We start from the raw sequence: 26,858 nt of genomic DNA on the forward strand, positions 1-26,858 counted from the left end.
AAAAATCTTTATAATATCGCCAGAATTAAACTAATTTATCGGAAGTTTATGATCCTTTTTGTAGATGCTCTAACCGTGATCGATTTTTCTTACTTGTGTAATCAACGAGGTGCAGTAGGCGAAAGCTGGATCGTTGATTTAACCCTTCATGGTAAACTCAATGATGAGTCCATGGTTTTAGATTTTGCATTAGTTAAAAAGCAAATAAAAAAAATTATTGATGAAACAATAGATCATAAGCTTGCGATAGCAAGTCTTGATGTCAAAGGGCATGTTAATGATATCAATGGGCGAGTAGAGTTAGACTGCACTTTTGGTGGGCAACATCATTTAGCAATGAGTGCCCCGAGTGAAGCTGTGTGCTTGCTTCCATGTAAAACGATTAACGAAGAGTCTGTTATTGAATTTTTAAAGTCGGTTATTATGCCGATTATGCCTAATAACGTTAAAGATATAGGTATTGAGTTAAGACCAGAGCCTGCGACGAGTTTCTACTATCATTACAGTCATGGATTAAAGAAACATGATGGCAATTGTCAGCGAATCGTTCATGGGCACCGCTCACTGATCGGGATTTCTTTAGATGGGATCAGTATGCCAAGACTTCAGAAGGAATGGGCGGCTAAATGGGAAGATATTTACTTAGGTACACAAGAAGATGAGATTGATTCAGCAGCTGTAAAATATGTAGCGCCTTTTGCAAGTGATTATTGCTTTGCTTATGAAGCCGCACAGGGGTACTTTGAATTAGCCATAAGTAAAGACAGGTGTGATATTCTGCCTTGCGATACAACCGTTGAATGTATTGCTGATTATTTGGCTACCCAAGTTAAAAAGTCATATCCAATGCAAAAAGTAATGGTTAAAGCATATGAAGGAGTTGGGAAAGGAGCGATTGCATATGCTTAAGCGGGCATTCTTTTTTACTGGTGCATTACTGAGCACTTGTACGATAAGTGCGTTAGAATTAACGGGTCACCTCACTCAAGGTGGTATGGTGATTGGTAAAATAGAAAAAGTTCAATCTGTTGAGTTGAACGGACAAGCAATAAAAGTTACGAATGAAGGTCAGTTTGTTTTTGGCTTCGGACGAAATGCACCCACAACACATACATTGTCATGGGTAACAACTGATGAGAAACTACATTCCACAGAACTGCTAATTACATCACGAACTTTCAATATAGATAGAATTACTGGTGTCGAGAAAAAGTACGTCTCTCCTCCTGATTCGGTATTAGAGCGTATTAGAGCTGAGGCAAAGTCGGTGAGAGCTGCAAGAGCCAAAAGCTCCGACCTAGTGTATTTTTTAGATCCGGTATTAAGGCCAGCCAAAGGTCGTATTTCTGGAGTTTATGGCAGTCAAAGGTATTTTAATGGCAAGCCTCGTAATCCACATTATGGGTTAGACATTGCAAATAAGACTGGCACGCCTGTTTGGGCTCCATTAAATGGAACGGTTGTATTTTCTGATAATGATCTCTATTACAGTGGTGGAACGGTCATCATTGACCATGGACATGGAATTACCTCAACCTATATTCATTTAAATAAAATACATGTAAAAGTTGGAGATAACATATCTGTAGGAGAGCATTTTGCAGACATTGGTGCTACTGGACGTGTAACAGGCCCTCATTTGGATTGGCGTTTCAATTGGTTTGGAGAACGGCTAGACCCTCAATTATTAATGATTAACACACTGGCGAACAAAAGTAGTAAAAAATGACAGATTTAGAGAAAGAAAATATTATTGTAAAGCGTATCGAAGAGTCGATAACATCCATTACTAAGACGGTTTTTCCGGGTAGAACAAATCACCACAACACCTTGTTTGGCGGGGATGCACTCGCGTGGATGGATGAAGCTGCTTTCATTGCTGCAACTCGATTTTGTAGAAAACCGCTGGTGACGATATCATCTGATCGTGTTGACTTTAAAGAAGCTATACCAGCAGGAACATTTGCCGAATTAGTGTCGAAAGTAGTGCATGTTGGTAATACAAGTTTAAAGGTTGAAGTAAAAATCTATTTAGAGCGAATGCATAAAGATGATAAGCACTTGGCTATTTCGGGCAGCTTTACATTTGTTGCGGTAGACGACAATCATCGACCTACGCCTGTCGTATGTCAAAAAATGTTAGACGGGTTTAATTAAAAAGATGTAGGAAGGGCTCGAGTTAATAAAATTATGCCCTTCTTTCAACACCGAAAGAACACATCATACAATTTATCTTAACTTAAATCTCTCTTCACATTTGCACAACGTTAATTTAAAGCTAATCATATACCATATAGGAGATTCTATGATCGTTCTTTTGTGTAGTGTTTATATTTCAGTGTGTGCAATAGCGTATGGTGCTTTAGATTCATTTTATGTAGGTGACCTTTTACACAGCTTAAGAGGGCAGTTGCTGCTGAGCTGTATTTTATTAGCAGTACTTTTACAGATAAAAAATAGATATCTAGGTAGTGTGGCTTTAGTCATATCCGGTTTGTTGACCACTTCACATTATTTTTATAGCTTAGGCTTTGATCCTAAAGTTAAAAATGATGTATTAAGTGTAAAGCAAATTAATTTGCGCTATACAAATAATAATCTAATTGAACACTTTACTGATTTTAACTCTGATGACCGAGACCTATTTATATTGTTGGAGTTTTCAGATAAAAACCGAACACAATTTGCTAAAATAAAGCCTTTGTTTTCTCGATATGGTTACAAAGAAATTGAAGGTTTCCCAATGGGGGTCGCTGTGATTTCTAGATATCCAATTGTATACAGGCAGTTTGTCCAAGTTGATGGTCCAAAGGTTGGATACGTTCATTTAAAAATTTTGGTTACTGATAGAATTGTAGACATTGTCGTCTTGCATCCGCCTTCCCCCCGCAATGAAAAGCTGTGGAAACAACGTAACAAGTTGTTGACTGAAGTAGGAGCACTGTTAAAGGAACTAGGTAGCCTTTGGGTAGTGGCGGGAGATTTCAATACTGTTTTTTGGTCGCGTTACTTAAACACCACGTTGGGGAAGTGGTGTTATTCTACAAAAGGTTATCACACGACCTGGCGCAGCGTTGAAAGTATACCCGCTATTATAGGTGGGTTAGCAATTGATCACTGTGCAGTAAGTCGAGAAATAAATATCAATGAGTTTGATGTCTTCCCTTTTACTGGCAGTGACCATTCTGTACTGACCTATAAATTAAGCTTTTAACTGTGTCAGCAATACTTTATTTTTCTTTTTCAGCTCACTATTCTCTAGGACTAACTTAACAACAGATTTAAGTTCAAAATTATCCCATGGCTTTGACACTATCATATGTGCAAGTCCATCATGTACCGCGTTTTGACAGTCTTCAATATCAGCATATCCACTTACAAGTATCCTCCCTGCATTAGGCTGATGTTTTTTGAAGTGTTTCAATACAGCGAAGCCATCCATATTTGGCATGCGAATATCGGATACAACCAAGTCAAAGTCATTTACTTTCATACTTTCAACAGCTGTCAGAGGATCACTGTGTTGCTCTACTTGATACTCTCTATTAAACAAACGGCCAAGTGCTCTCAATACTGCTTCTTCATCGTCTATTATCAAAATCGAATGCATAGTGCTTCCTAATTTATGCGGTTAAGCTTTTTATATCATGTAATAGGTGTCTTAAATTGCGTCTGTGGGGGTATAGGAAAAACGCTTTTAACGCCCATATCAACGCTGGAACTTTTTGCCCCATTTCTCTGTAATATTCTCCGTAACACTCATTCAAGCGTGCACCTGCTTTTATTTGGGTTATCCACCCAACATTATTAGAACTAACAAATCGTTTTAATATCAACCTCATAGCATCAATTCTTTTTATTCTATTTGATGTAATTGAGTTCGAACGCATTAAGTAATCCATGGCGCATTGATAAGTGTACGCAACTTCTCCTACAGATGCTAACTTTAGCCAACAATCCCAGTCACTTGCACTTTTTAATTCGTTATCAAAACACATCACAGATTGAATTGCATCACGCTTTACCATAACGGTAGAAGTACCAATCACATTTGCGTAAAGCAGCATATCTTGGCTATTACTAAGATATTGATACTTTGTCGTATCTTTTAGTTCTTTATTATAAAATTCGGGCCAGTAAGAAAAGCAATCTATGATTTTGTTATACTGTTCATCAACGTGCATATAGTTTGTAAAACTCAACGTACATTTTTGGTTAGATTTCATATAAGCCAGTTGTGTGGCAAGCTTATCTTCGTTCCAGTAATCATCAGCGTCGAGAAATGCAATATAGTCTGCTTGTGCAATTGAAATTGCCTTATTTCGAGCAGCAACAACACCGAACCGTATTTGTTTTACCAATATTAAATTAGAGTACGTTTGCGATGCTTTTTCAAGCCATTCAACACTCCCGTCAGTTGAGCCATCATCTACAACGATGATTTCTAATATAACATCGGTTTGCTTAATTACGCTTGCTAACGCTTTACCCAGATACGCTTTGCAATTGTAGTTAGGAATTATCACAGAAATATCAGGCTTCATTATTTGCACTCCACATTAATTGTATTCCTGTATACGCAAGTAAGACGCCAACTTTATTTGCTCTTTAACCGTTCATTTTTATCTCAGATTCTACGAATGCATTGCATTTTGCAAATGTGATTGCAATTAATAGCCAATTCAGTGAGGTTATTAGTGATTAAAGTACGGCATGGCAATTGCGTATGTAAAGCATGACCTAGTTGGAGGGTAAATTATGAAACATATTGGTATTTTGGTTCCAAGCTTCCCAGTCGCTTCTGAAACATTCGTGGTTACTGAGATCAATGCGTTAGTCAAGAGTGGACATAAAGTAACGGTAGTCACATTTGAAAATATGGGAAAATCTGATGTTTTAAGCCCAAGCGTTGATGTGGTAGAAATCTCAAAGCCTTCTCACCAATCACTGATTATGGGTTGTCTCAACTTATCAGCTTTATATCGGGGATATATCTCTGCATCGAAAATGGCATCCATTCCAACGCCATCACTTCTTGCTTATGGCAATAGTATTGCTCAAATAATAAAGTTAACAGAGATTGAACATCTTCATTGCCACTTCATGCATGGATCACTCGCCTACGGCATAGTGGGGGCAAAACTTGCGAACATTACGGTATCGTCGATTGGTCATGGCCACGACGTTTATGTCAACCAAGCTGATATACCACAAAAGCTCTCTCTATGTGATTTTTCAGTGGCAGTTTGTCAAGATATGGCGAATCAATTTAGTCGGTATGCTCAGAGTCGCGTTAAGCTCCTTCATTGCGGTATAAATTTAGAGTGCTTCAATCAATCACCTTCATCGGCTTACAGCGATGTGAAATTATTATTTATTGGTCGGTTGGTAGAAAAAAAAGGATTACAGTTTTTAATGCCCGCGTTAAAAAATGTATTGGTACAGCATCAAGTGACTTTGGACATAGTGGGTGATGGGCCCTTAATGAATGACCTGAAATTTATGGCTGAAGCATTGGGTATTGAAAAAAATGTAAACTTTTTAGGTCGTAAGCCGCCAGCTTGGATTGCTAAAAATACAAAAAACTATTCAGCATTAGTTGCTCCGTTTTGTATTGCAAAAAATGGGGATCGGGATACTGGGCCGCTCGTTTTAAAAGAGGCAATGGGCTCCGGTATAGCAGTCCTAACAACAGAATTGATGGGAGCAAAAGAAATCGTCAATCAGAAAGTGGGGTTCAAGTGTAAACCATCGGATATTATGAGCCTTTCTAAAATAGTGACAGATTTTTGCGAACTTTCCCCTTACCAACGATTTACAATGGGTCAAAACGGTAAGCGTTTCGTTACTAAGCATTTTAACGCTAGAGCACAGGCCGAAAAGCTCTCTCATTGGGTACAGGCATTATAAGTTAGTGATTAATAGTAGCAGTAAGGAATAAGCATGAGTGGACTAAAGCAAGTTGCGTATTATGGTGTTGCTATGTTGGTACTGAAAGGCTTGGGCTTTTTGATGCTGCCGATTGCTACTCGTTTATTAACGCAACAAGAATATGGAAGTTTGAATTTTTTGGTTACAATTTCAGCTGTGTGCTCCCTACTTTTAAGTTTAGGGTTACCAGAGCTTTTATTTCGTCAGCATTACCAAGATGATAATCAAAAAATAGCATTTTTTCGCGATTGTTTGCTTGTGAGTATAGGGGTTTGCTTCGCTTTTTTGATTGTGGTCTTGGTATTCACTCAAAGTATAACGAACTTGTTACCAGGTAATGTGGGCCTCACGAATTTAAGATTGTTAGCTGTTAACCTGTTTGCTTCGTCCGTGTTAGCTATTCCATACAGTTATTATCGATTAGTTGGCAATGCTAAACACTATTGTTACTTGGCTGTTGTTCATGGAGTATTTCAGACTGGATTAAGTATTGGGTTGTTGTTTATGGGTTTTGGGGTAACGGGAGTGATGCTCTCGGGAGCAATATCTGCTTCTTTAGTCTTAATTGCTGCACTATGGTTATTAATTCCCCTTATAAAAAAGACACTGACGCAGTTTAAATGGCAAATCGAATCTCGACATCTCTTGTTTTTAACATCGATTTTAATTTCATCTCTGTGCCTATACGCATCTAATGGTGCTGAAAATTGGTTCATCGTTGCATTAGAAGGCGAAAGAGCATTAGCAGTCTATTTTGTCGCTGCTCAATTTGCGTTAATGACGTCATTCACATTTGAACCAATTAGAATGTGGTGGTTTGCAAAACGATTTGATGTGCTCGCTAATGAACCAAATGAGTATGGATATATGGCGCTACGAAGTCTAAATTTAGGGTTAATTCTCTGTGCATTAATGATGGTTGTAGTGCCAGTTATATTTAAAGTCACGTTACCTGCGAGCTATTATGGCAATGATATGTGGCTTACAGGGTTAATTTTAGTTGTCGTGCTGCGCCATCATAGCGATATATTCAATATCGCATGCTATAAATATCGCAATGGGGTTTGGGTCACGTATATCAATGCGATAAGTGCTGTATTAGTGGTAAGTATGTTTTCTTGGTTGATCCCAATTTATAAAGTTGACGGGGTTGTGAGCTCTTTGCTCTTAGTTCAAGTGGTCCGTTGTTTTGCCTTTATATTAGTGAGTCAAAGGCTAGAGTATGTTGATTATAGGTTTCAGTCTTTATTTATTGTTTGGTTAAGTCTAGGTGCGTTAACTTGCTTATCATATATTCAACCAACTTTTATTTACGCTTATCAGGCCGTAATTATCGTTGTATTACTTGTCATTGTGGCAAAGCAATACAGCGCGGAAGTGACTCAGTGTATAAAACACCTTCCCAAAAGGGGAGCCTATGTCTGACTGGTTAAAAGCAAATCAGCTATTAATTAGTGGCGGGTTGGCGGCATTATTAGTACTTGTACTGTATAAAACGATAGGTCCCATCGCTGCTTTTGCCATAATTGTCATGCCTTTTGCTGCATTTACAGCAGTACGAGTGAGCACAGCCTTTGTTATTCTCTTCATTTTATTTAGTTACTTCAGGTTACATGAAGCTTTTCCAGTACTTATGCCGTTTAAGATCCCAAAATTGTTGGCGCTTGCATCATTACTCGGAATTTTTTGGCACTTATTTATAACAAAGCAATTGAAACCTCACTGGAACTCCTGCCATATTTTATTTTTTGCTCTCTTTATTTGGTTAACTGTCTGTGTTTTTGCGGCATCTAACAGAGGGCTCGCAATAGAGTACTGGGCTGGAATTTTGACCAAAGTTTTCATTATGGTATTCGCGATTAGTTGGTGGATGACAACTTTGTCTCATTTCAACTTAGTTCGTATTGGTATTATGCTATCCGGAACATCTATTGCGCTGGTTGCGTTGCAAAATAAGGCCAATGGCATCGGGCTGGTTGAAGGTACTCGGGTCACAATTTCAAGAGACATTCGCTCTCAGTTGGGAGATCCAAATGACTTATCTTTGGTGTTAATGTTTCCTGTGTCGTTTTTAGCGGCTGAGTTATTTGATAGCAATGGCCATAAATGGCGGAGAATCTTAGCTTGTACGGGTTTAGTCTTAGTGATCAGTGGCGTGATCGCGACGCAAAGTCGTGGAGGGTTATTGGGTATAGCAGCCGTTCTGAGTTTTTTTGTCTATCAAAAAGTTAAAAACCCCATAATTGTAGGGGCAATCGGTGCGGTTGGTATGTTAGTCATGGTCATTTTCGCAGGTATTACAGACAGACAAAGTGGCGGTGCAGCAGAAGGAGGAGTCGATGCGTCGGCAATGGGCCGTATTTATGCGTGGCAAGCTGCAATTAATATGGCTTTGAGCAACCCGTTAACAGGCGTTGGGGTGAATAATTTTTATTCAAATTACTTCTTTTATAGTCCGCATTGGGATGGTAAAAATCATGCGGTGCATAGCACATGGTTTCAAGTCTTAGGTGAAACCGGATTTGTTGGCCTTATGGTGTTTATATTGGTAATTGTGGGAATTTATAGAAGTTTAAACAGAACAATTGTTAGAAATTCACTGAACTTTGACCCAAAAATCGCTATTAATGCCTACGCTTTAAAAGCTGGGCTAATTGGGTTTATGGTCTCCGGTACATTTTTGACTCAGGCATTTACTTGGCCATTATACATTATTTTATCTTTAACTATTGCTTTAGAAAAGCTTGCTACTGACAACGCTAAGGAAAAGGATTATGGTAATTTCTCTCAAAACATGGCTTAAAAATAGTGACAGTGCATTAGCTAAACAACTATTTAAATTAGCAAAAAAAGTCCGAAACCCTCAAATGATTGTTATACCCGGTATACACCATTTACTTTTTAAGCTGCATCATTTTCTTATTATACTGTTTTCTGAGCTCTTAAGGGTTTTTTATTATACGCCTTTGTTTAAAAGTCAGGTAGGTGGTAGTAAAAAACGCTTATCTTTGTATTGTGGATTGCCGCAGATGCTAGGCCCTCTCAATGTTGATATCGGTGACGATGTTCGAATGTCTGGTATTAGTACATTTTGTGGTCGTTACTGTGATTCTCATGTCGCTACTTTGAAAATTGGTAATAACGTTGACGTAGGCTGGCAAAATGCATTCTCAATCGGTACCACTATCGAACTACATGACGATGTGAGACTCGCGGGTCGTGTTTTTCTAGCTGGCTTCCCTGGACACCCTATAGATGCTAAAGCGCGGGCTCAAGGGCTCCCTGATAGTGAGTCACAAATAGGGTCTATTATTATTAAGAAAGGGGCATGGCTTGGTACTGGAGTGACTGTGCTTGCTGGCGTAACCATTGGTGAGGGGGCCATAATTGGGGCAGGCAGTGTTGTTACCAAAGATGTTCCTGCATTTACCATTGCAGCTGGCAATCCAGCCAAAATAGTGAAGCAGATCCCGCAAGAGGTAACAGTATGAAATTTGTCGTTTTCGGAGAAGATTGGGGCGCTCATCCAAGTAGCACTCAGCATCTATTTAAGCAATTGTCTAAAGACCATGACGTTCACTGGATAAATTCTGTTGGGATGCGAAAACCTAGTCTAAGGTTTACAGATTTGTCTCGTGTATTCAATAAGGCAAAGAATTTTTTCAGGCAATCAAAGGGTGGAGCGCAGGTCGGGGTTGCTGCGAGTAGAAATGACCAGCCGTCTGTCTATAACTTGGCGGTACTACCATGGCATGACAATATTTTCGTACAATCATTCAACGAGTTTGTATTTGCTAAAAAGCGTTTTGATTCAAACGAGCCTATTTTGTATTGGATTAGCGTCCCAACTGCGATCACAATGATTAATGTGCGGCCTATTGACAAAGTTGTTTACTATTGCGGCGATGATTTTTCAGCGTTAGCCGGCGTGGACCATAAGATGATAGCGCCTATAGAGCAAAAGTTGATTGCCAAAGCAAACTTGATATATGTGATCAGCGAGCATTTATATAACAAGATGCCAAAGCATAAAACTTATATGCTTACCCATGGAGTAAATTTCGAGTTATTCACAAAACCAACCACCATAGCGCACGAAATAAAACATGTTACACGGTTTAAAGTTGGCTTTTATGGCTCTATAAATGAATGGCTAGACGTTGATCTGTTGACCAAATTGGTAACGGAAAGACCCAATTATGAATTGATTTTAGTCGGTACTATCACACATAACATCGACTCATTATTGTCATTTAACAATGTCACGCACATAGAAGCTGTTGAACACCGACGACTTGCTGAGTTTTCTCAGCATTGGGATGTGTCTATTTTACCATTTGTTGATAACCAGCAAATTCAAGCATGCGACCCACTCAAACTCAAAGAATACTTAGCTGCAGGTACTCCTGTAGTATCTACCAATTTTCCCGCTGTTAACAAATATTTAGAAACGATATTGGTTGCTTCAACCTATAGTGGCTTTATACAGCGTATTGATTCCGCAATTGCGTTAAATCAAGTTTTAAATAAAAGTTGGAAAGAAACACAATCGTCTTTGGCGAAAAATCATAGCTGGAGTGCTAAAGCACGCTCAGTAGAACAACAATTAATTGCATTTCAGGGTGAGCAATAAAAAGTGGTCTAGACTCTGCAATATTACAAGGGAAGCACGAAGAATTGGATATTTTTCTCATTATGCGAATAGAACGACAATCGTGCTTTGCAATTTGCAAAAGTAATAGGTAGGGAGTCATGCTAGTAAAAGAACAAATAAAAAGACTAATGTACCTCGCACTGTATGCTTTATACAGCCGAGCGAAGCTTTTTGCTGTGCCTTTACTGATTGTGCCTCTTGTTGTGTTCTTTTTTGCCGCAACAGCACAAAAACAATATACCAACCATGCAACGATTTTAATTGAAGAATCATCATTACTGAACCCCTTTCTTGATGATTTATCCTTCTCGTTTGAGCTATCCAATAGAATGGCAGCTCTTCGTACCTTGGTCATAAGTCGAAAAGTACTCACTTCTGTAGCAAAAGAAGCTAATTTATTATCTGACGATCCAACTTCTCATGAAATTGATTTAGTGCAGCAAAAACTATCACAAGGATTGTCCCTTTCATTGGTAGGAGATGAACTTGTCCGTATACACTTAAAGTGGCACGAGCCTTCGCAAATGAAGCTTATTTTAGAAAAAGTAGTGGAAAAATTCATTGAGCGTTTATTGGCGCCAACCAAAGCATCGTTAGATACCTCTGAACAGTTTTTCTACCAGCAGCTAGATGCTTTAAGAGGCGAATTAGAAAAGTCAGAAGACGAGCTAGCTAAGTTCAAAGTCACCTACAGTGATACGTTGCCTGACGTATTAAATAGCAACCGCCAAATGCTGGATAAGCTCATAAATGATAAACAGCAAAAGTTTGTCATTTTATCAGGCGCTGAAGCAAAACTTAAAGCACTCGCGAGTAAATTAGGGCAAGCAAACCCAATTTTGGGACGTCTTGAAGAAAAAATCATTCGCTCGGAGTCAGATTTAAGCTTATTGAAAACAAGATATACCGATAAACACAGTAAAGTTATCGAAAAGACAAGGGAGTTGGCCAACTTAAAACAACGCCAGCAAACATTGTTGAGTCATGGAACCGACTTAGACGTGACGGACTTAGATAAGCTATGGCAAATGGCAAATACTTTATCCACCGGTTCGAATGGAGAAAGTACAGTATTAGTATCGCAAATCTTAGCGCTTGAAGACGCAAAAAACATGGTTCAACAGCATCAACAAGAGTTTGATATGTTAACAGAGCAAACTTCTAAGTTGAGTCAACGGCTGCTTATCACCAGTGATATAGAAAAGCAGTTACGAAAGCTTGAGCGTGATTATGATGTAAAACAAACATTATATAAAGACATGTTAAGTCGTTATGAAATGGCGAAAGTGACAGGAAAGTTAGTGAAGTATGAGGGACCTGACAAAGTAAAAACTATCGAGCGAGCATATAGTCCTACTAAAGCCATAAACACGGCGTTATCAGTATCAGCAATTGTGGGTGTCATATTGGGTATTTTTACCGGATTTGCTTGTGTGTTTGTTGCAACACTTTGTGATAGTCATTTGAAAGACTTGGCGACGATTGAAAAGCTCGCCGCTCAACCTGTGTTGACGGTGTTACCCATTATCAGACTTGATCAAGACCAGATTGTAAATGGTCAGGTGGTTAGTCGACAGATAGAAGGTGAAGAATCATGAGAGTATTACATTTAGTACAACATTTGAAAATTGGTGGGCTGGAGAAAATGGCAGTAACATTAATGCAAAAGAGTTGTTTTGCACAAAACAGTGTGATTGTCGCCCTACAAGGCAGTAAAGTAGAATCTTTGGCTAATTGGCCACAACTACAAGAAATGGAAGAGCATTTAATTTTTTTAGATAAAAACCCAAAGTTTGAGTTATCAGTCGTAGATAAATTGATAAAGGTCATCGAAGAGAAAAAAATTGAAGTGATCCACAGTCATCATATTGGACCTATGCTATATGCAAGTTTAGCTTGTTTAAAGCGTAAGGAGGTTAGACATGTATCGACAATTCATGATGCATGGTACTTAAATAATTTCAAGCAACGCGTGATCACAAAGTTACTAAATCGTATATGTGCTATCCATTGGGTTGCAGACGCGCAAGTGGTTGCCGATGATTTTACGTCTAGAACTGCTATATCAACACAAAACACCATTTTAAATGGCATTGATTGTACTCAATTCGCTGCAATCAATATGGAACATGCCAGATATCAACTTGGGTTACCTAAGTTTATCAAGCTCGTAGGTTGTGCGGCTAGATTAGAGCCGGGTAAAGGTCATAAAGCGCTAATATCGAGCTTAAAAGACCTCCCTAGTGATTATCATTTAGTACTTGCGGGGGATGGGAGCTTAAAGCAAAGTTTACGAACACACGTTACCTCTTTAGGCTTGGAATCACGCGTCCACTTTTTAGGTAACGTTCAAAACATGCAGGTTTTTTATTCAGCAATTAATGTTTTTTGTTTGTTTTCTGAACGAGAAGGGTTACCTCTGTCAATTTTAGAAGCTATGGCCTGCGGGCTTCCTATTGTTGCCAGTGATGTGGGAGGAATTCATGAAGTCCTAACACCTAAACAAGGAATTTTATTAAGCCCTACAGCACATAGTGGCCTGCCATTTGCTCTTATTAAAGCGATAAAGTTAGAACGTGGTCCATCTATTCGAGCACATGCAATCGCAATCGCGGATGTTTCTCAAATGAGTTCGCAGTACGACCAATTATACCGAGGCCTTAATGCATAAGGAATAAATAATATGTCAATATTTGCAATTGTGTTTTTCGTGTTAATTCTGATGGCCATATATCACCATATAGGGTATATGGCTGTACTTAAACTAATGAATAGTATGAAAAATAATAGTGTGGGGGAAGTTAAACCTAGCGATAACCAGACTGAAACACCAACTATTGCTATTTTGATGTGTGCCTATAATGAGGCTGAATATATAGAAGAAAAGCTACATAATTTGGGGTCATTACTTTACCCTAATCATAAATATGATATTCATATCTATTTTGATGGTTGTACTGATAACACGTATGAGTTAGCGAAATCAGTTTCATATCAGCTAGAGTCTAACAATGTGCATTGCAATTTGCATTTGCAAATTGAGAATAAAGGCAAAACCGCGGGTTTAAACACGTTGATTTCTATGACTAGAGATAGATACGATATATTGGTGTTTACTGACGTTAGTGCACTGTTAAGTATTGATGCCCTGAATAAAATAGAGCAGGATTTTAGAGATAATGCCGTGGCTGTATCAACGGGTCAGTATACGCTACAAGATTCAGCGCCAATTTCGCAGCAATCCTACTGGCAATATCAAAATACCCTAAAAAGGCTTGAGTCTAATGTAGGTGCTGTGATTGGAGTACCTGGAGCGATGTTTGCTGTGCGTTCAGAATTAGTGACTGTGCTGGAACCAAATGCTATCAACGATGACTTTATATTGTCGATGCGAGCATTGGCTCACGGAGGCAATGCAATAATCAATGATGAGGTGGTCATGTACGAATGTGACTGTGACGACCAAGTACAAGATTACACTCGCCGAGAGAGGGTCGGAGCTGGGAATTGGCAACAAATTAAACTGTTGATGCCTTTAATGAACTTCAAGTTAGGATGGACAAGTATTAACTTCCTATCCCATAAAGTATTACGAGGTTTGATGCCAATTCTCCTTCTAGGGATGTACCTTGCATTGATAGCTGAGGTGATAATATATCAAACACAATGGTCTATGATCGTCAGCAGTGGGCTGCTAGCTGTCCATTTAACCAGTTTGTTCAAGTTTCTATTTAACACTAAAAAGCGATTGGTCATTTTGGACCAAATAGCTTATGTACTAAATAGTTATTGGATAGCTTTAATAGGTATTGTGAAATTTGAATATGGGTATTTTGATTCGCCTTGGAAACGAGTATCGAGCGCCACAACGAGATGTAATGGTGTTAAGTGTGCGAAAAGGGTACTGGATATTATTGGAGCCAGCGTCGGTATACTGCTTGTGTCACCAATTATGTTAGGTGCAGCTATGGCGATTAAATTATCGTCTAAAGGCCCGGTATTATTTAAACAGCTAAGAGTCGGTGAAAGCACCGATGAATTTGTGTCATTATTTTATGTATATAAATTTCGCTCTATGGTGGTGGATGCTGAAGCGAAAAGCGGCGCGGTATGGGCCAGTAAGAACGACCCTCGTATAACGCCCATCGGCTCGTTCCTACGAAAAACGAGAATTGATGAATTACCTCAACTTTGGAATGTGCTGATCGGAGAGATGTCTTTAATTGGTCCTCGACCAGAAAGACCTGTTTTTTATGCTAAATTAGAGAAATCCATACCGTATTTTTGCCATAGAACTTATGGGTTGAAACCTGGGATATCAGGTCTTGCTCAAGTAATGAATGGTTATGATGAATCTGTGGAAGATGCAAGAAGTAAAATTGGCTGGGATTATGCCTATGTATTAAGTATGTCATCACCTTTGAGTTGGATTAAAATGGAATTCACCATACTATTTAAAACCATACAGGTTGTTGTATTAGGAAAAGGCCAGTAACGACAATCTGCTTTGCAAAATGCAATAGTTTTATTAAATTCCTTTGCATTTTGCAGTAATTATCAATTATTTATTTATAAAACAACATATTGTTTAAAGTACAAAGTTGGCACTATAGTTGTAATAGTAATCATAACTTCTATTATAAACTTGGTGATGATCATGACTAAAGCAACTTACTCAAATACCCCTCGTGTTTTACCTTTACCTCGCGACTTTTCAGGCTTTACTGTGGATAGCTTTCGGGATGAGTTTGAAAAACTCGCTGTTTGTGACAATACAAACATCATTTTAGACTTTTCAGAAACGGAATTTATTGATTCTTCAGGTATAGGGGCTATGGTTTTCTTATACAAACGAATTGAAAAGAAAGGACAAAATCTTGCTTTGTTAAAAGTAAATGGGCAGCCCTTCAAATTAATGAGTTTACTAAGGGTCGACAAAACGATTCCTTTCATTGAGCAGCTTGAATTGTAAGCAAGGAGAATTTATGAAGCACATAACACTATTTTTATCGGTAATAGTCATGATAGGCGGATGTGCTTCTTGGCCTGAAGAAGGGCAAGGAGGTTGGGCAGAACATTACAGTCAGCATAAAAGTGAGGACGGTAAAAAGCATTTGGGTGATACGGATCACGTATTTTCTGATGACATAAATGTTGTTACTAACGAATTTGAGCACCTTGTGATGAAACTCGATTTGCTAAAAGCTCAAGGGATCCGTGATTGTATGCCTGCACAACTGTTAAAAGCACAAGTCTATGAAAATCGCATTCGCCGCTTAATTTCAGCACAAATGTGGGCCGATGCGGAACATGATTTACTCATTCACTACCATGGTCTTAATCAACTTTCAGGGCATTTTGAAATGGTACAAGCGATGACGAAGTGTGCCCCTAATAATGATGTAGTAGTCGTGAAAGAAGTGCCTGTTAAAGTTAAAAATCAAATAACAGACTTATTGAATAGTGATAACCAGTTTGCATTTGATGACTATCAAATCACACCTAAATATATGGGAAGAATAGCCCAAGCAGCGGATTTAATTAAGCAAGTCTCTGATATTTCGATATTATTAGTTGGACACACAGACAAAGTGGGTAACCATGATAACAACTATGAACTCGCACTTAAACGGGCTGAAACCGTAAAGCACTGGCTTGGTGTGTATGGTGTACAACAACAGACGATCACAACGTTAACACAAGGTAGTTTACAGCCATATAACAATATAAGTAATAGTGACGCAGAACGACACTCTGATCGGCGTGTCGAAGCAATAATTTTATCACTGACGGAAATCAACAACGGTAAACCTGTCAAAGCAGGATCGTTAGTTGAATGGACAAAGGTGATTAAAGCAACTAAGGAGTAATGTTATGCGGCTGTTTCTTTGCTTAGTTTTATTATTGTCGTTTTTAATATCTGCTAATACTCACTCAAAGGGTACAGATACAATTCAAATTGGTAATAAGTTATTTCTTTACGTCCCAGGTGAAGCTGAATTTGAAGCCGTGTTTGAAGTCGGTAAAGACGGGGCAATTGTATTACCAGAAGTAGGTCGTGTGCAAGCCTCTGGTAAAACAGTTCAACAATTCCAAAATGAGATGAAAATAACGCTTGGAAATGTTTATAGGGCAATGGATGACTTTTATATAGAGCTACGAGCCAAAGATATTTTCATAACAGTGTTGGGTTATGTTAATGCACCAGAACAAATTAGCATCCCTTTTGATGGAAACATTCAAACTGTAATAGCGAAAGCGGGTGGGTTAAAACCAGGAGCGCAGCTTGATAGACTTCAAATTAGGCGCGGTGAGTCTATTATTGAATTTGATTATAAGGCTTACTTAGACTCGGGCAATGTCAAGATACTCCCTAATTTACAAAGTGGAGATATCGTATTCGTGCCGGTATCCCCTTTACTTGGTAATGTGCAAATAGACTTTGATGCGCAAACTCTCAGTGCAACCGGGGATGCTAGCGCAGGCAGCGCAATTACCCTATTGGGGGAAGTACATAACCCTGGTAGCTTTTCATTTAAAGACGATATGAGTGTATTAGACGCCATAATGCGAGCCGAAGGCGTTACTCGATATGCTGATGTTACAAAAATCAGAGTTATTGTCGATAAGACCCCTCAAGTATTTGACTTAAAAGCATACTTAGATAAACCAAATAAAGACAATATGCCTGATTTAAAAGCAGGTTCAACCATTTACGTTCCTATCATGGTGGATGATGTAAATACCACTGCGCGGACAGTCTATATTATGGGGGAAGTCCAGAAGCCGGGGGCGTATGAAGCACCCGATAATATCAATTTCCTCGATATATTGGCGAATGCAGGCGGCCCAACACGGTTTGCAGAAACCCGACAAATTAGAATTTTAACACCTGCTGGAGAAAATATTTTATTTGATTTGCAAGGATACAGTGAAGGGATTGTTTCAGCAGAGATCCCTTTGCTTAACCCTGGAGACGTTATTTTTGTACCGGAAAAAACAGATTTAAACGAGAAAAGTTGGTTAAAAATTCCGCCGAGTCGGGCTATTAAAATCATTGGCGCAATTTTCTCTCCAGGTAGATATGAGTGGAGTCAGGAGATGGACTTTACAGATCTATTAGGTCATGCAGGAGGCCCAACAAAAGGTGCCAACATTAATGATATTAAAATAGTACGAAATGGAGAGGTAACGAAGCGATTTGACTTAGAAAAGTACACGATATCGGATGGGAAAACACCCTTACCCAGTCTACAAGCAGGTGACACAGTGATTGTGGAAGAATTACCGGTAGATCCTGCTGATAATAAATCACAATGGATCCGTCAAGAGTCAAGCAAGTCAATATATATTATGGGTCAGGTAGGGTCTCCAGGGCGATATTCATTTAATCACAATATGCACTTCATAGACATCTTGGCAGCGGCCGATGGACCAAATGGCAACGCGGATATAAAAAACATTAGAGTGACACATAGAAATGAAGATAAAGCCAGAGTGAGTAAGCTCGATTTAGCATTATATTTTGAAACAGGAGATGAAACTCTGTTTCCTAATGTTCTACCTGGAGACACTATTTTTGTCCCTGAAAAAACTAAAGACTGGTTGCGAAAACCAAAGGAACAAGTGGTAAGAATTATGGGGGCAATTCAAAAGCCAGGGCGCTATAATTTTGATGACACCATGACTTTGTTAGATATACTCGCTGAAGCTGGCGGGCCAACAGGGTCTGCATTAATTGACAAAATAGTGGTTGTGAATCATTCATGTTGTAAAGAGCGTTCACGGGTTTTTGACTTAGAAGCTTTTGTGAAAAATCCAAACTCAGTAAATATACCGGTACTCAGAGCTGGAGATACGCTATACATACCAGATAAAGGCCAAGACTTAATGAGTCAGTTTAAAGATAACTTTGTTGATTTTATAACTATTATAGCATTAGTGGTGGGCTTATGAACCTTATTCCTCATCAATATCAAGAAGTTGAAGATATTGGTAATGAAATTATTGATAACAACGCTCGATGTGTCACATTTATTTCACTTGAGGGCAATTCAGGCTCTTCAACTGTATGCGCAAGTGTAGCTCAACGGTTTAAAGCGAACGGACACCGTGTATTAATTATCGATTTAAATCCAATAAACCCCCTAAAGTTAGATGAAATTGCGCAACCTACGGGTCCTGAATGGTGTTTCAGCGATATTACCTGTCAATTGAATATTATTGAGCATAATCAAGTCGACTTGCTAACCATGCAAAATCTATCTAATTTGGAGTCTGCAAAAAATAAACAAGTTATGAAAGAAGCCGTCGAGCGACTTTCCCAAGAGTATAATTATATTCTTTTAGATATGTCACCGGCGACAAAAATGAATAGGGGAAACGTGCCGTTACATGCGCTGAGCTTGTGTAGTGATATGACAATTGTAACCGTTGGTTTGGGCATAAATGATGAAGAGTCGCTATGCACCAGTATTAAAAATATTAAACAAGGTGGACATCAACACGTAAGAGTCGTAGTGACGCAACATCATTTCGCACCTTTAGGGGAAAAACTCATTAACGCATTAGAGCGACACCGAAACCGTTGGCCAAGAATAACACAATTTTTAATTAACAAGGTAAATCGTCAAACTTGGCTATTTCATCCACACTAATTATAAGTCAATCATGAACGAACCAATATACCACAGACGCTTCAGTTTAATCGCACCCGCTGTTACTGAGATCCGGCACGTTCTTAAACATGTTTTGAGTGGGTTAGCCGTATTAAGTGATGACCTTGATGCTGCTGGGCTCGTTATAACTGAGTATTTAACGAACCTTTTACGGCATAGTAAGGGAGAAGATGAAACGATTGTGTTACTCATAACACGAAACAAAACAGGAGATTACACATTAGAAGTGATTGATAATTTAACGCCTTACGATTTATTTGCATGTAATGAATCTGATTGGGATATTAACAGCGGCATACTAGTTGAGGGAGGAATGGGTGTTGAGCTTATAAGGCATTATTTTCCAAAAGCGGCATACACGAGCAAGCGTAGTAAAAACCACTTTTCTATACCACTAACCCAAGGCAAGAATAAGCCTAAAGCCGTTTATGTTGACGACGATCTTGCTCAACTGGCATTAATAAATGCATACCTAAAAGACGACTATGACGTAATCGTTTGCCAAGAGTTGAGTGAGGCTTGGCAAGCGATCACACTGCATGATGTACAGGTATTGATTTTGGATTACCAATTACAAAAGCAAACATCAGAACCATTGCTTACGAAGTTAAATGGTTCTGATCATAGGAGTACACTGTCCGTAGTCATGCTAACAGGCACAGATTCTGATGATACGATTACCCGTATAAACCGTTTGGGTATTGACGATTATTTAGTGAAGCCAGTTAAAAAAATTAGATTACTGCAAAGTTTAGAGCGAGTGACGAATAGGGTTAAAGCGTTTGAGTATCAAATAGAAGCGCCACGTAGTATCGATAATTACCGACTAAATGAGGGCCTTAATGCCCATTTATTTGGCTCAATCGAGGTAGGTGATGGCGGTGATTTCTTTATGCCTATCCCAAATCAACAAAATGGATTTATTTTAGGTGATATGATGGGGCACGGCATTCAAGCGAGAAAAGAAAGTTTTGCGATTAAAGGGTTTGTCCGCGGTTTTTTGGCAAGCAAACCAAATTGTAATGAATTGCTCAATACGCTTAATCAAGCGTTATATGAAGAGCAGTTATGTAAAAATAGCTTGGTCACTCTGCTTGCAGGATATGTTTCAAACGGGCATTTTTATTGGCTGAATGCAGGGCACCCGCCGCCGATAGTAATAAAGTCAAATGGGACATTAAGTGAGTTAGCCGGTGTAGACCCGTTATTAGGATTGTCATCTGAACATCAGTACGAAGTTTACTCTGTGTCACTAAAGGATGTATTACATATTTTGGTTTATACCGATGGGTTGTTTGATAATCGAGAAACAGATGAAAGCGAGTTACTGCAACTTAAACAAATCTTACCTAATCTATCTTTGAGTCAGAGCGAATTTGCATCTACACTTTGGCACAATTCTCAAGTTAGTTTGACAAAAGAGATTGACGATGCATCGCTAATCGTTATTAATTAGTTATAATAAATTCATAAGCATAAAAAGAAGGAAGTTGCCTATGCCGCCAAAAATTCTAATAGTTGAAGATACAGAGTCTCTGGCTTTGATGTACCAGTCGTATTTAATCCCAACAGGGATGACAACACGGGTTGCAGCCACAGGTGCAGATGCTTTGGCTACCATTGCTGAATTTACGCCTGATCTTATTCTACTAGATGTCATGCTACCAGATATGAATGGGCTGGATATTCTTTCTTCTTTACAAGGTGATGATCAGCCGCAAGTTATAGTTCTAACGGGGCATGCGACTAAAGAAATGGCAATACAAGCCATAAAGCTTGGCGCCAATGACTTTTTAGAAAAACCCATAGAAGCTGACCGCTTTAGGATCACAATAAATAATGCTCTGAAGTTAAAAGACCTAAAAAGTACGGTCGAAAAATATCAAGCAACATATGAGAATGGACGCTTTTTTGACTTAATAGGCAGTTCTCGCGCCATGCAATCCGTTTATCAAATCATTAATTCAGCAGCAGCCAGTAAAGCAACCGTATTTATAACCGGAGAAAGCGGGACAGGTAAAGAGCTATGTGCAAAAGCGGTACATCAAGCATCACCTCGGGCCAGTAAACCCTTTATTGCTCTCAACTGTGCCGCAATTCCTAAAGACTTAATAGAAAGCGAAATATTCGGGCATTTAAAAGGGGCATTTACAGGTGCAATAGCAAATAGAGAAGGAGCTGCTGGTCAAGCGAATGGAGGGACTTTATTTCTAGACGAACTCTGTGAAATGGATATAAATTTGCAAAGCAAACTTCTTCGCTTTATACAAACGGGCTGTTATCAGCAAGTTGGGAGTGAAAAAGAAACTAAGGTAGATGTTCGTTTTGTTTGTGCCACAAATAGGGATCCATTACTAGAGGTACAAGCGGGTCGATTTAGAGAAGATCTTTATTATCGTCTTCACGTGATCCCGATAAATTTGCCCCCTTTACGAGAGAGGGGAAGAGATATCATTGAAATTGCTGAGGCGTTATTCTTTAAAATTAGTAAAGAAGAATCACATCCCTATAAAGGTATTTCTGACGATGTTAAGCGGGCTTTTTTAGATTACACATGGCCTGGTAATGTTCGCCAATTGGAGAACACCGTACGTAATACCTTAGTGCTCAACCCAGATGAATGGATTGATCTGGATATGGTGCCTGCTTTACTGAGTTCGCAAAACACCAATGCTCAACCTTTGGTGCAATCGGCCCTTAATGTGGCTCCGTTAGCACCAACTACTAGAAGCGTTGATAATTCAAGTTTAGAACAGCGAACGACGTTGGGATCGATGCAAGATATTGAACCTCTATGGGTTATAGAAAAGCGGTATATAGAGCAAGCGATAGCGCTTTGCCAAAGCAATATTCCAAAAGCAGCAGCCTTGTTAGATGTTAGCCCTTCTACAATTTATCGTAAAATCAAGGGCTGGGAAGACGCACAGGCATAATGATTATATGCGGGATGGGCACTGACCTGAGTACGCTTCATGTAAAAGTGTCCACTGTGCATGGCCCGAGAATCTTTGCGCCACAATGCTATGTGCATATTGTTTCATCATAATCAAATTTTCTGGGGCGATTTTCGTTATTTCGTCAATTTTTCTTGTCAATAAATCAACATCATAGGCCGGCATGACCCAACCACTTAGGTTGTTTGTAATGACGTTTGAGACAGCACCTACATCTAAGCTAATGACCATAACGCCATGATTCATTGCTTCTAAAATAGCCATTGGTAATCCTTCTTGTCTCGAGGTTACGCATAACACATCAATATTTTTCCAAATTTTTTCAGATGGGACCACTCCATGACACACAACATGTTCTGGTATATCAAGTGTTTTCTGCATATCTCCATCACCAAACATATGCCACTCGATCATGTTTTGTTTGACCATGTGGTTTGCAACTTCAATGAACCTGTCTGGGCCTTTTTCGTATGAAAACCGCCCAACAAAACCTACTTTTAGCTTGTTCGCGCTGTGATAAGTAGAGCTTGTGACTGCCAATGGGGTCGTTTCAATAAAGTTGTCGAGTACTTCCGCCTCTTTTAACTGGTTTTTAATTCGTTTTGATACAGCGAAATTAATAGAAAGTCGTGCGGTTAATTTATCCAAAATGTTATAAAGCCTAACCATTCCTTGACCCGTTTCTCCTGCGTGGTAAGTGCTGATACAACGTACTTTTAGATACTTACACATTAGTCTGCCCAATATACCGGCTTTGTACCCATGGGTGTGAACTACGGTGTCATTTGAAAAACTCGCAAATGCCGATTTTAAACTTGAAATGGAGCCATTTAAAAATTCAAATTGAATATTGTTAGATTCTAGCTTATTGTAAAATAGTTGGTTATCGTGGTTTTGGTAAAATAGGACTTTGCATATAACGCCTTTGCGCTGTAATAATTTAGCAAGCTCTACTAAGTGAGACTCAATACCGCCGAATATTGAAGAATCAACAAATAATACAACGTCATATTTCATATCTAACTCCAGGGGTATACATGATAGATTTAACGACCTATTCTCAACTCCAAGTTGATGTTGGCGAAGAGCTTGCCGCACAACTTTTAGGTGTTTATTTAAGTGAGTCGCAAGTTTTAATAAAAAGGCTGACTACATCGAATGACTGCGACCTACTTCAAATTACAGCACATAGTTTAAAAAGCAGTAGTCGAAGTTATGGTGCTCTGCAATTAGCCGAACTATGTGAAAAAATTGAGCATCAGATAAAAACTGTCGGTGTTTGTGATGAAGTTACAGCTTTGATTGCAGCTGCTCATCAGCAAAGTACCGTCACGTTTACTGATGCATACAAGTTAATTAATGGTACATGTTGAGTTAACCTTAGTGCTAAGTGGCAGTTTTAGCAACTGAGAGAAAACATGGCTTAGCTGCTCTATGTTATGCTGCGTACTCTGAGTATCATTTAGCTCGTCACAGTGCACAACTATTTCTTCGATTGCCTGTGGAGAAATACTTAAATCACAGAATTGATAACCTAGCTTTTCTTGCATCCAGTCGATGATCGTTTCTCCTTTAAGAGACCGAGCAACGCTATTTTCTTCTGCAATATTTTCAATAAAAATTCTACATGCAGCGGTATTTTCAATCGCATCACCAATTTCTTTAACTAATAGTGGTGGCATTACACTCGATATAATACTACCAGGTCCAATTAAAACTAAGTCTGCGTTGGTAATTGCATCAACTGCGCCCTTAGCTGCACGAACTGATTTTGATAGACCAATCGCATCAGGCAGTTCCGTCAATGCGTCTATTTCACATTCACCTACGACCTGTTCGCCGTTTGCATAGGTTGCCACTAAGTCGGTTGCTGAATCAGACATAGGTAAAATTGTTTCAGCATTCCCCAGCATTGCATTAAACCAAGCAACCGCTTCTGTTGGAGAGTCTGTAAGCTGCATCAAACCTAGCAGCGTCAGATTACCTAAACTATGCCCATCCAACTCACCGCCATCAAAACGATGCTCAAATATTGAATGTATAAGTGATTGTTTGTCGGTTAACTGTAAGCAGCACCTACGAATATCACCTAAAGCAACACATTCTTGAGATTCTCTGAGTCGGCCGGTACTTCCTCCGTTATCGGTAGTGGCAACAACCGCTGTTAAATCACTACATAAAGGTCTTATTGCTGAAAGTACTTGTGCTAACCCATGACCGCCGCCTAAACATACTATTTTCATGCTATCTCCAAACTGATATTTTTTAACTAGTTATGAAAAAGCAGGTTTTATTCCAACTTTAAATAATGATTAAGCTGTTGAATTTAAATAAATGTATCTAAATATAATTTGAAATAAATGCGATTTAGAACTATCTTTGCAAAGTGCAAAGCAATTTAAAATCATGGTGTTCTACAATATGCAAAATGGAAGTTTGATAAGCCCAAGTAAGTTACAGCGAACCTTAATAAAAATAAATTCGAGCAATGATTTTGAGCAGTTATATAGTGAAATTGACAGGGCTATGGCCGAGTTGTTTTCATATCAAGCTTGTGTTGTATTAGCATCTAGGAGCAAAGGCGCTTATCGTACCATTGCAACTTCTAGCATTTTGTTTAATGATGAAAGTTGGTATGAGTATGTTGATTTATTCGCACAAGGAATATCAGAAAATGAACAATTTATACCTCATGCCGTTAGTGAGTATGATCAAACTTCAATCAGTAAAACGGTGTTATTTGGGTTAAATAATAGTTTGGTTTTTAAGTTATCTGAATTGTGTGGCCAAGGTATTATTTTATTCACTGGTCTACTTAATCCGCCCTCTGACACCTACACTAATGATCTTAATTTTATAACTTTGCTAGAACAAGTGTATTTAAAAGCAGATCAACTACAAAAATCACATTCTAGAACCAGTAGTTTATTATCACTTATTGCGAACATGACCGAACGAGCTGATTTATTTAAAGAACTAGCATCCGAGTGGTTTTGGCGAACAGATACCGAGAACATATTTACGTGCGTGGATGAATTAGCACCCCATGATGATTTGTATAGTCAGTTTTTTATAGGAAAGTCAGCGTTAAAGTTACGATCTGATAATGAAATGCAACACTTGCGAAAGTGGGCTCAATTTCAGCACATATTAACCCAACATGGTGATTTTTTTGAATTCGAGTTTGAGTTAGACAGTCAACGCCATCTATGGATATCTTTGAGTGGAAAAGCTCAGTTTACCTCAATAGGTGAATTCAACGGTTATATGGGTATCGCTAAGGATATCACCTACGCAAAAGACAGAGAAATAGCATATAAGCAAGCAAAAGAAAAAGCAGAAAGTGCCAATTCAGCGAAGTCACAATTTTTGGCTGTTATGTCACATGAAATTAGAACACCTATGAATGCGATTTTAGGAATGGTTGAATTGCTCAATGATACACAATTAACAAACCAGCAAAAGGAATGGTTATCATATGCACAAAGTAGTGCCAATTTGTTATTAGGGTTAATTTCAGATGTGTTGGACTTTTCGAAAATAGAAGCCGGCACATTAACTCTTGATAATAGTGAGGTGCACTTAAAAGAACTCATTCATAGCATCGCCGCGCAATTTGAATCTCACTCAGAAGCTGGCAAGCTCAATTTTGAACAAATTATTGAGCAATCAGTACCGAGCATTGTAAACGGTGACAGTACTAGGTTAGGGCAAATACTATTTAATTTATTGGGGAATGCGTTTAAGTTTACCAGCTATGGTCGTGTCACTTTACATGTAAGTGTGATTGAGAACAGTGTCAAAATTCAAATTAGTGATACAGGTATTGGGATTGCCGAACAAGATCTAAGTCGGTTGTTTAAGCCGTTTAATCAAGTCAGTGATAGCGTTAAACGCAAGCAACAAGGTGTTGGTTTAGGTCTCAGCATAACTAAAAAACTTATAGAGTTGATGCAAGGAAATATAACTTGTTCCAGTTTGCTGGGGGTTGGCACTACATTTACAGTAAGTTTGCCTTTTGAAAAAGTGTGTATCCCGGAAATAGAAAACGAAATACCAGTTAAACAAAGGACACTTTCAATACTTGTCGCTGAAGACAACAAGCCTAATCAAGTGCTTATAGAAGCACTTTTGAAAAAACTAAACCACAAAGTAACGTTAACCGAAACAGGTTCTGAAGCATTAAATGCTATAAAAGCGAATGACTTCGATTTGGTGTTAATGGATATGATGATGCCGGTGATGGATGGTCTTACCGCAACAAAGTACATACGGGAAGAAATGTCATTGACCATTCCTATCTTTGCACTAACTGCAAATGCGGGACAATCAGACAAAGTAAATTGCCTGAATGCAGGAATGAATAAAGTGCTTACTAAGCCAATTCGATTTATTGAATTAAGCAATGCTATCAGCTCACTCTATGATGCACCGGTTAAAAAATAGAACTAAAACTGTTCTTTTGTTTAACGATATCTAGTGTGGTTCTCAAGTCAGTTACTTGCTTATTGTATATGAAATTACCCATACTAATCCTTTTCACATCAAGTAATGAGAGCTCATCAAAGCTAGATAACCTCAGCTCTGGATAAAGCTATTTTTCTCACTCTCGGCGTTGCTTTCATTTGTAATAGCCCGCTA

Annotated in this window: 24 protein-coding genes; 20 read left to right on the forward strand and 4 right to left on the reverse strand. The window is 38.7% G+C overall.

Going from position 1 to position 26,858, the window contains the following annotated elements; all coding sequences use genetic code 11:
* Nucleotides 1-48 precede the first annotated feature (48 nt).
* The 4 genes from J8M01_RS11165 (at nucleotide 49) to J8M01_RS11180 (ending at nucleotide 3,214) form a co-directional block, all read left to right on the forward strand.
* On the forward strand, nucleotides 49-909 hold the full coding sequence (locus J8M01_RS11165; RefSeq protein ID WP_211058035.1) for a 6-carboxytetrahydropterin synthase: 861 nt from the start codon (nucleotides 49-51) through the stop codon (nucleotides 907-909).
* Nucleotides 902-1,729 (forward strand): M23 family metallopeptidase, encoded by an 828-nt coding sequence (locus tag J8M01_RS11170; RefSeq protein ID WP_211058036.1) that lies wholly within the window; start codon nucleotides 902-904, stop codon nucleotides 1,727-1,729. The genes J8M01_RS11165 and J8M01_RS11170 overlap by 8 nt, the downstream gene beginning before the upstream one ends.
* Nucleotides 1,726-2,157, forward strand: coding sequence for an acyl-CoA thioesterase (locus tag J8M01_RS11175; RefSeq protein WP_210997544.1), 432 nt, complete (start codon nucleotides 1,726-1,728; stop codon nucleotides 2,155-2,157). The genes J8M01_RS11170 and J8M01_RS11175 overlap by 4 nt, the downstream gene beginning before the upstream one ends.
* Before the next feature lie 148 nt (nucleotides 2,158-2,305).
* Entirely contained in the window at nucleotides 2,306-3,214 is a 909-nt protein-coding gene (locus tag J8M01_RS11180) for an endonuclease/exonuclease/phosphatase family protein (RefSeq protein WP_211058037.1), read from the forward strand.
* Here the strand turns inward: J8M01_RS11180 and J8M01_RS11185 are convergent.
* Nucleotides 3,203-3,610, reverse strand: a complete 408-nt coding sequence (locus J8M01_RS11185) for a response regulator (RefSeq protein ID WP_211058038.1) — start codon at nucleotides 3,608-3,610, stop codon at nucleotides 3,203-3,205. The two genes, J8M01_RS11180 and J8M01_RS11185, sit on opposite strands and share 12 nt — an antisense overlap.
* A gap of 13 nt (nucleotides 3,611-3,623) precedes the next feature.
* Nucleotides 3,624-4,544 carry a glycosyltransferase family 2 protein gene (locus tag J8M01_RS11190; RefSeq protein ID WP_211058039.1) on the reverse strand — a complete coding sequence of 307 codons (921 nt, stop codon included), beginning with the start codon at nucleotides 4,542-4,544 and terminating at the stop codon, nucleotides 3,624-3,626.
* 214 nt (nucleotides 4,545-4,758) lie between these two features.
* On the opposite strand from J8M01_RS11190, the gene J8M01_RS11195 reads away from it, so the two are divergent.
* From J8M01_RS11195 to J8M01_RS11260, 14 genes are all read left to right on the forward strand, one after another.
* The gene (locus J8M01_RS11195) at nucleotides 4,759-5,910 is read left to right on the forward strand and encodes a glycosyltransferase (protein WP_211058040.1); all 1,152 of its coding nucleotides are present in this window, start codon (nucleotides 4,759-4,761) and stop codon (nucleotides 5,908-5,910) included.
* 33 nt (nucleotides 5,911-5,943) lie between these two features.
* A complete protein-coding gene (locus J8M01_RS11200) occupies nucleotides 5,944-7,356 on the forward strand; it encodes an oligosaccharide flippase family protein (protein WP_211058041.1) in 1,413 nt (470 codons plus the stop codon).
* On the forward strand, nucleotides 7,349-8,734 hold the full coding sequence (locus J8M01_RS11205) for an O-antigen ligase family protein (protein ID WP_211058042.1): 1,386 nt from the start codon (nucleotides 7,349-7,351) through the stop codon (nucleotides 8,732-8,734). Before J8M01_RS11200 ends, J8M01_RS11205 begins: the two co-directional genes overlap by 8 nt.
* Entirely contained in the window at nucleotides 8,706-9,422 is a 717-nt protein-coding gene (locus J8M01_RS11210; protein ID WP_211058043.1) for an acyltransferase, read from the forward strand. The genes J8M01_RS11205 and J8M01_RS11210 overlap by 29 nt, the downstream gene beginning before the upstream one ends.
* A complete protein-coding gene (locus J8M01_RS11215; protein ID WP_211058044.1) occupies nucleotides 9,419-10,564 on the forward strand; it encodes a glycosyltransferase in 1,146 nt (381 codons plus the stop codon). The genes J8M01_RS11210 and J8M01_RS11215 overlap by 4 nt, the downstream gene beginning before the upstream one ends.
* A gap of 119 nt (nucleotides 10,565-10,683) precedes the next feature.
* Nucleotides 10,684-12,183 (forward strand): sugar transporter, encoded by a 1,500-nt coding sequence (locus J8M01_RS11220; RefSeq protein WP_211058045.1) that lies wholly within the window; start codon nucleotides 10,684-10,686, stop codon nucleotides 12,181-12,183.
* Nucleotides 12,180-13,256: a glycosyltransferase gene (locus J8M01_RS11225; RefSeq protein WP_211058046.1), complete on the forward strand. Its 1,077-nt coding sequence runs from the start codon at nucleotides 12,180-12,182 to the stop codon at nucleotides 13,254-13,256. Before J8M01_RS11220 ends, J8M01_RS11225 begins: the two co-directional genes overlap by 4 nt.
* A gap of 12 nt (nucleotides 13,257-13,268) precedes the next feature.
* Nucleotides 13,269-15,080: a sugar transferase gene (locus J8M01_RS11230; RefSeq protein WP_211058047.1), complete on the forward strand. Its 1,812-nt coding sequence runs from the start codon at nucleotides 13,269-13,271 to the stop codon at nucleotides 15,078-15,080.
* A 162-nt stretch (nucleotides 15,081-15,242) separates the two neighbouring features.
* On the forward strand, nucleotides 15,243-15,557 hold the full coding sequence (locus J8M01_RS11235; RefSeq protein WP_211058048.1) for an STAS domain-containing protein: 315 nt from the start codon (nucleotides 15,243-15,245) through the stop codon (nucleotides 15,555-15,557).
* A gap of 13 nt (nucleotides 15,558-15,570) precedes the next feature.
* The gene (locus J8M01_RS11240) at nucleotides 15,571-16,455 is read left to right on the forward strand and encodes an OmpA family protein (protein WP_211058049.1); all 885 of its coding nucleotides are present in this window, start codon (nucleotides 15,571-15,573) and stop codon (nucleotides 16,453-16,455) included.
* A 4-nt stretch (nucleotides 16,456-16,459) separates the two neighbouring features.
* Nucleotides 16,460-18,541, forward strand: coding sequence for an SLBB domain-containing protein (locus J8M01_RS11245; protein WP_211058050.1), 2,082 nt, complete (start codon nucleotides 16,460-16,462; stop codon nucleotides 18,539-18,541).
* A complete protein-coding gene (locus tag J8M01_RS11250) occupies nucleotides 18,538-19,242 on the forward strand; it encodes an AAA family ATPase (protein ID WP_211050975.1) in 705 nt (234 codons plus the stop codon). The genes J8M01_RS11245 and J8M01_RS11250 overlap by 4 nt, the downstream gene beginning before the upstream one ends.
* A 13-nt stretch (nucleotides 19,243-19,255) precedes the next feature.
* Complete coding sequence (locus J8M01_RS11255) at nucleotides 19,256-20,719, forward strand: SpoIIE family protein phosphatase (protein ID WP_211058051.1); 1,464 nt, start codon at nucleotides 19,256-19,258, stop codon at nucleotides 20,717-20,719.
* A gap of 40 nt (nucleotides 20,720-20,759) precedes the next feature.
* Entirely contained in the window at nucleotides 20,760-22,196 is a 1,437-nt protein-coding gene (locus J8M01_RS11260; RefSeq protein WP_211058052.1) for a sigma-54 dependent transcriptional regulator, read from the forward strand.
* A 3-nt stretch (nucleotides 22,197-22,199) separates the two neighbouring features.
* On the opposite strand, the gene J8M01_RS11265 is transcribed toward J8M01_RS11260, so the two are convergent.
* Nucleotides 22,200-23,234 (reverse strand): glycosyltransferase family 4 protein, encoded by a 1,035-nt coding sequence (locus tag J8M01_RS11265; RefSeq protein WP_211058053.1) that lies wholly within the window; start codon nucleotides 23,232-23,234, stop codon nucleotides 22,200-22,202.
* Nucleotides 23,235-23,254: 20 nt separating this feature from the next.
* Here J8M01_RS11265 and J8M01_RS11270 point away from each other — a divergent pair, with 20 nt between their 5' ends.
* A complete protein-coding gene (locus J8M01_RS11270; RefSeq protein ID WP_192507548.1) occupies nucleotides 23,255-23,590 on the forward strand; it encodes an Hpt domain-containing protein in 336 nt (111 codons plus the stop codon).
* Here the strand turns inward: J8M01_RS11270 and yvcK are convergent.
* Entirely contained in the window at nucleotides 23,570-24,460 is an 891-nt protein-coding gene (gene yvcK, locus J8M01_RS11275; protein WP_192507549.1) for a uridine diphosphate-N-acetylglucosamine-binding protein YvcK, read from the reverse strand. The two genes, J8M01_RS11270 and yvcK, sit on opposite strands and share 21 nt — an antisense overlap.
* A 178-nt stretch (nucleotides 24,461-24,638) precedes the next feature.
* On the opposite strand from yvcK, the gene J8M01_RS11280 reads away from it, so the two are divergent.
* Nucleotides 24,639-26,663 (forward strand): ATP-binding protein, encoded by a 2,025-nt coding sequence (locus tag J8M01_RS11280; protein ID WP_211058054.1) that lies wholly within the window; start codon nucleotides 24,639-24,641, stop codon nucleotides 26,661-26,663.
* Nucleotides 26,664-26,858: the final 195 nt, after the last annotated feature.

This window comes from Pseudoalteromonas sp. MMG005 (assembly GCF_018101015.1).
Classification (GTDB): domain Bacteria; phylum Pseudomonadota; class Gammaproteobacteria; order Enterobacterales; family Alteromonadaceae; genus Pseudoalteromonas; species Pseudoalteromonas aurantia.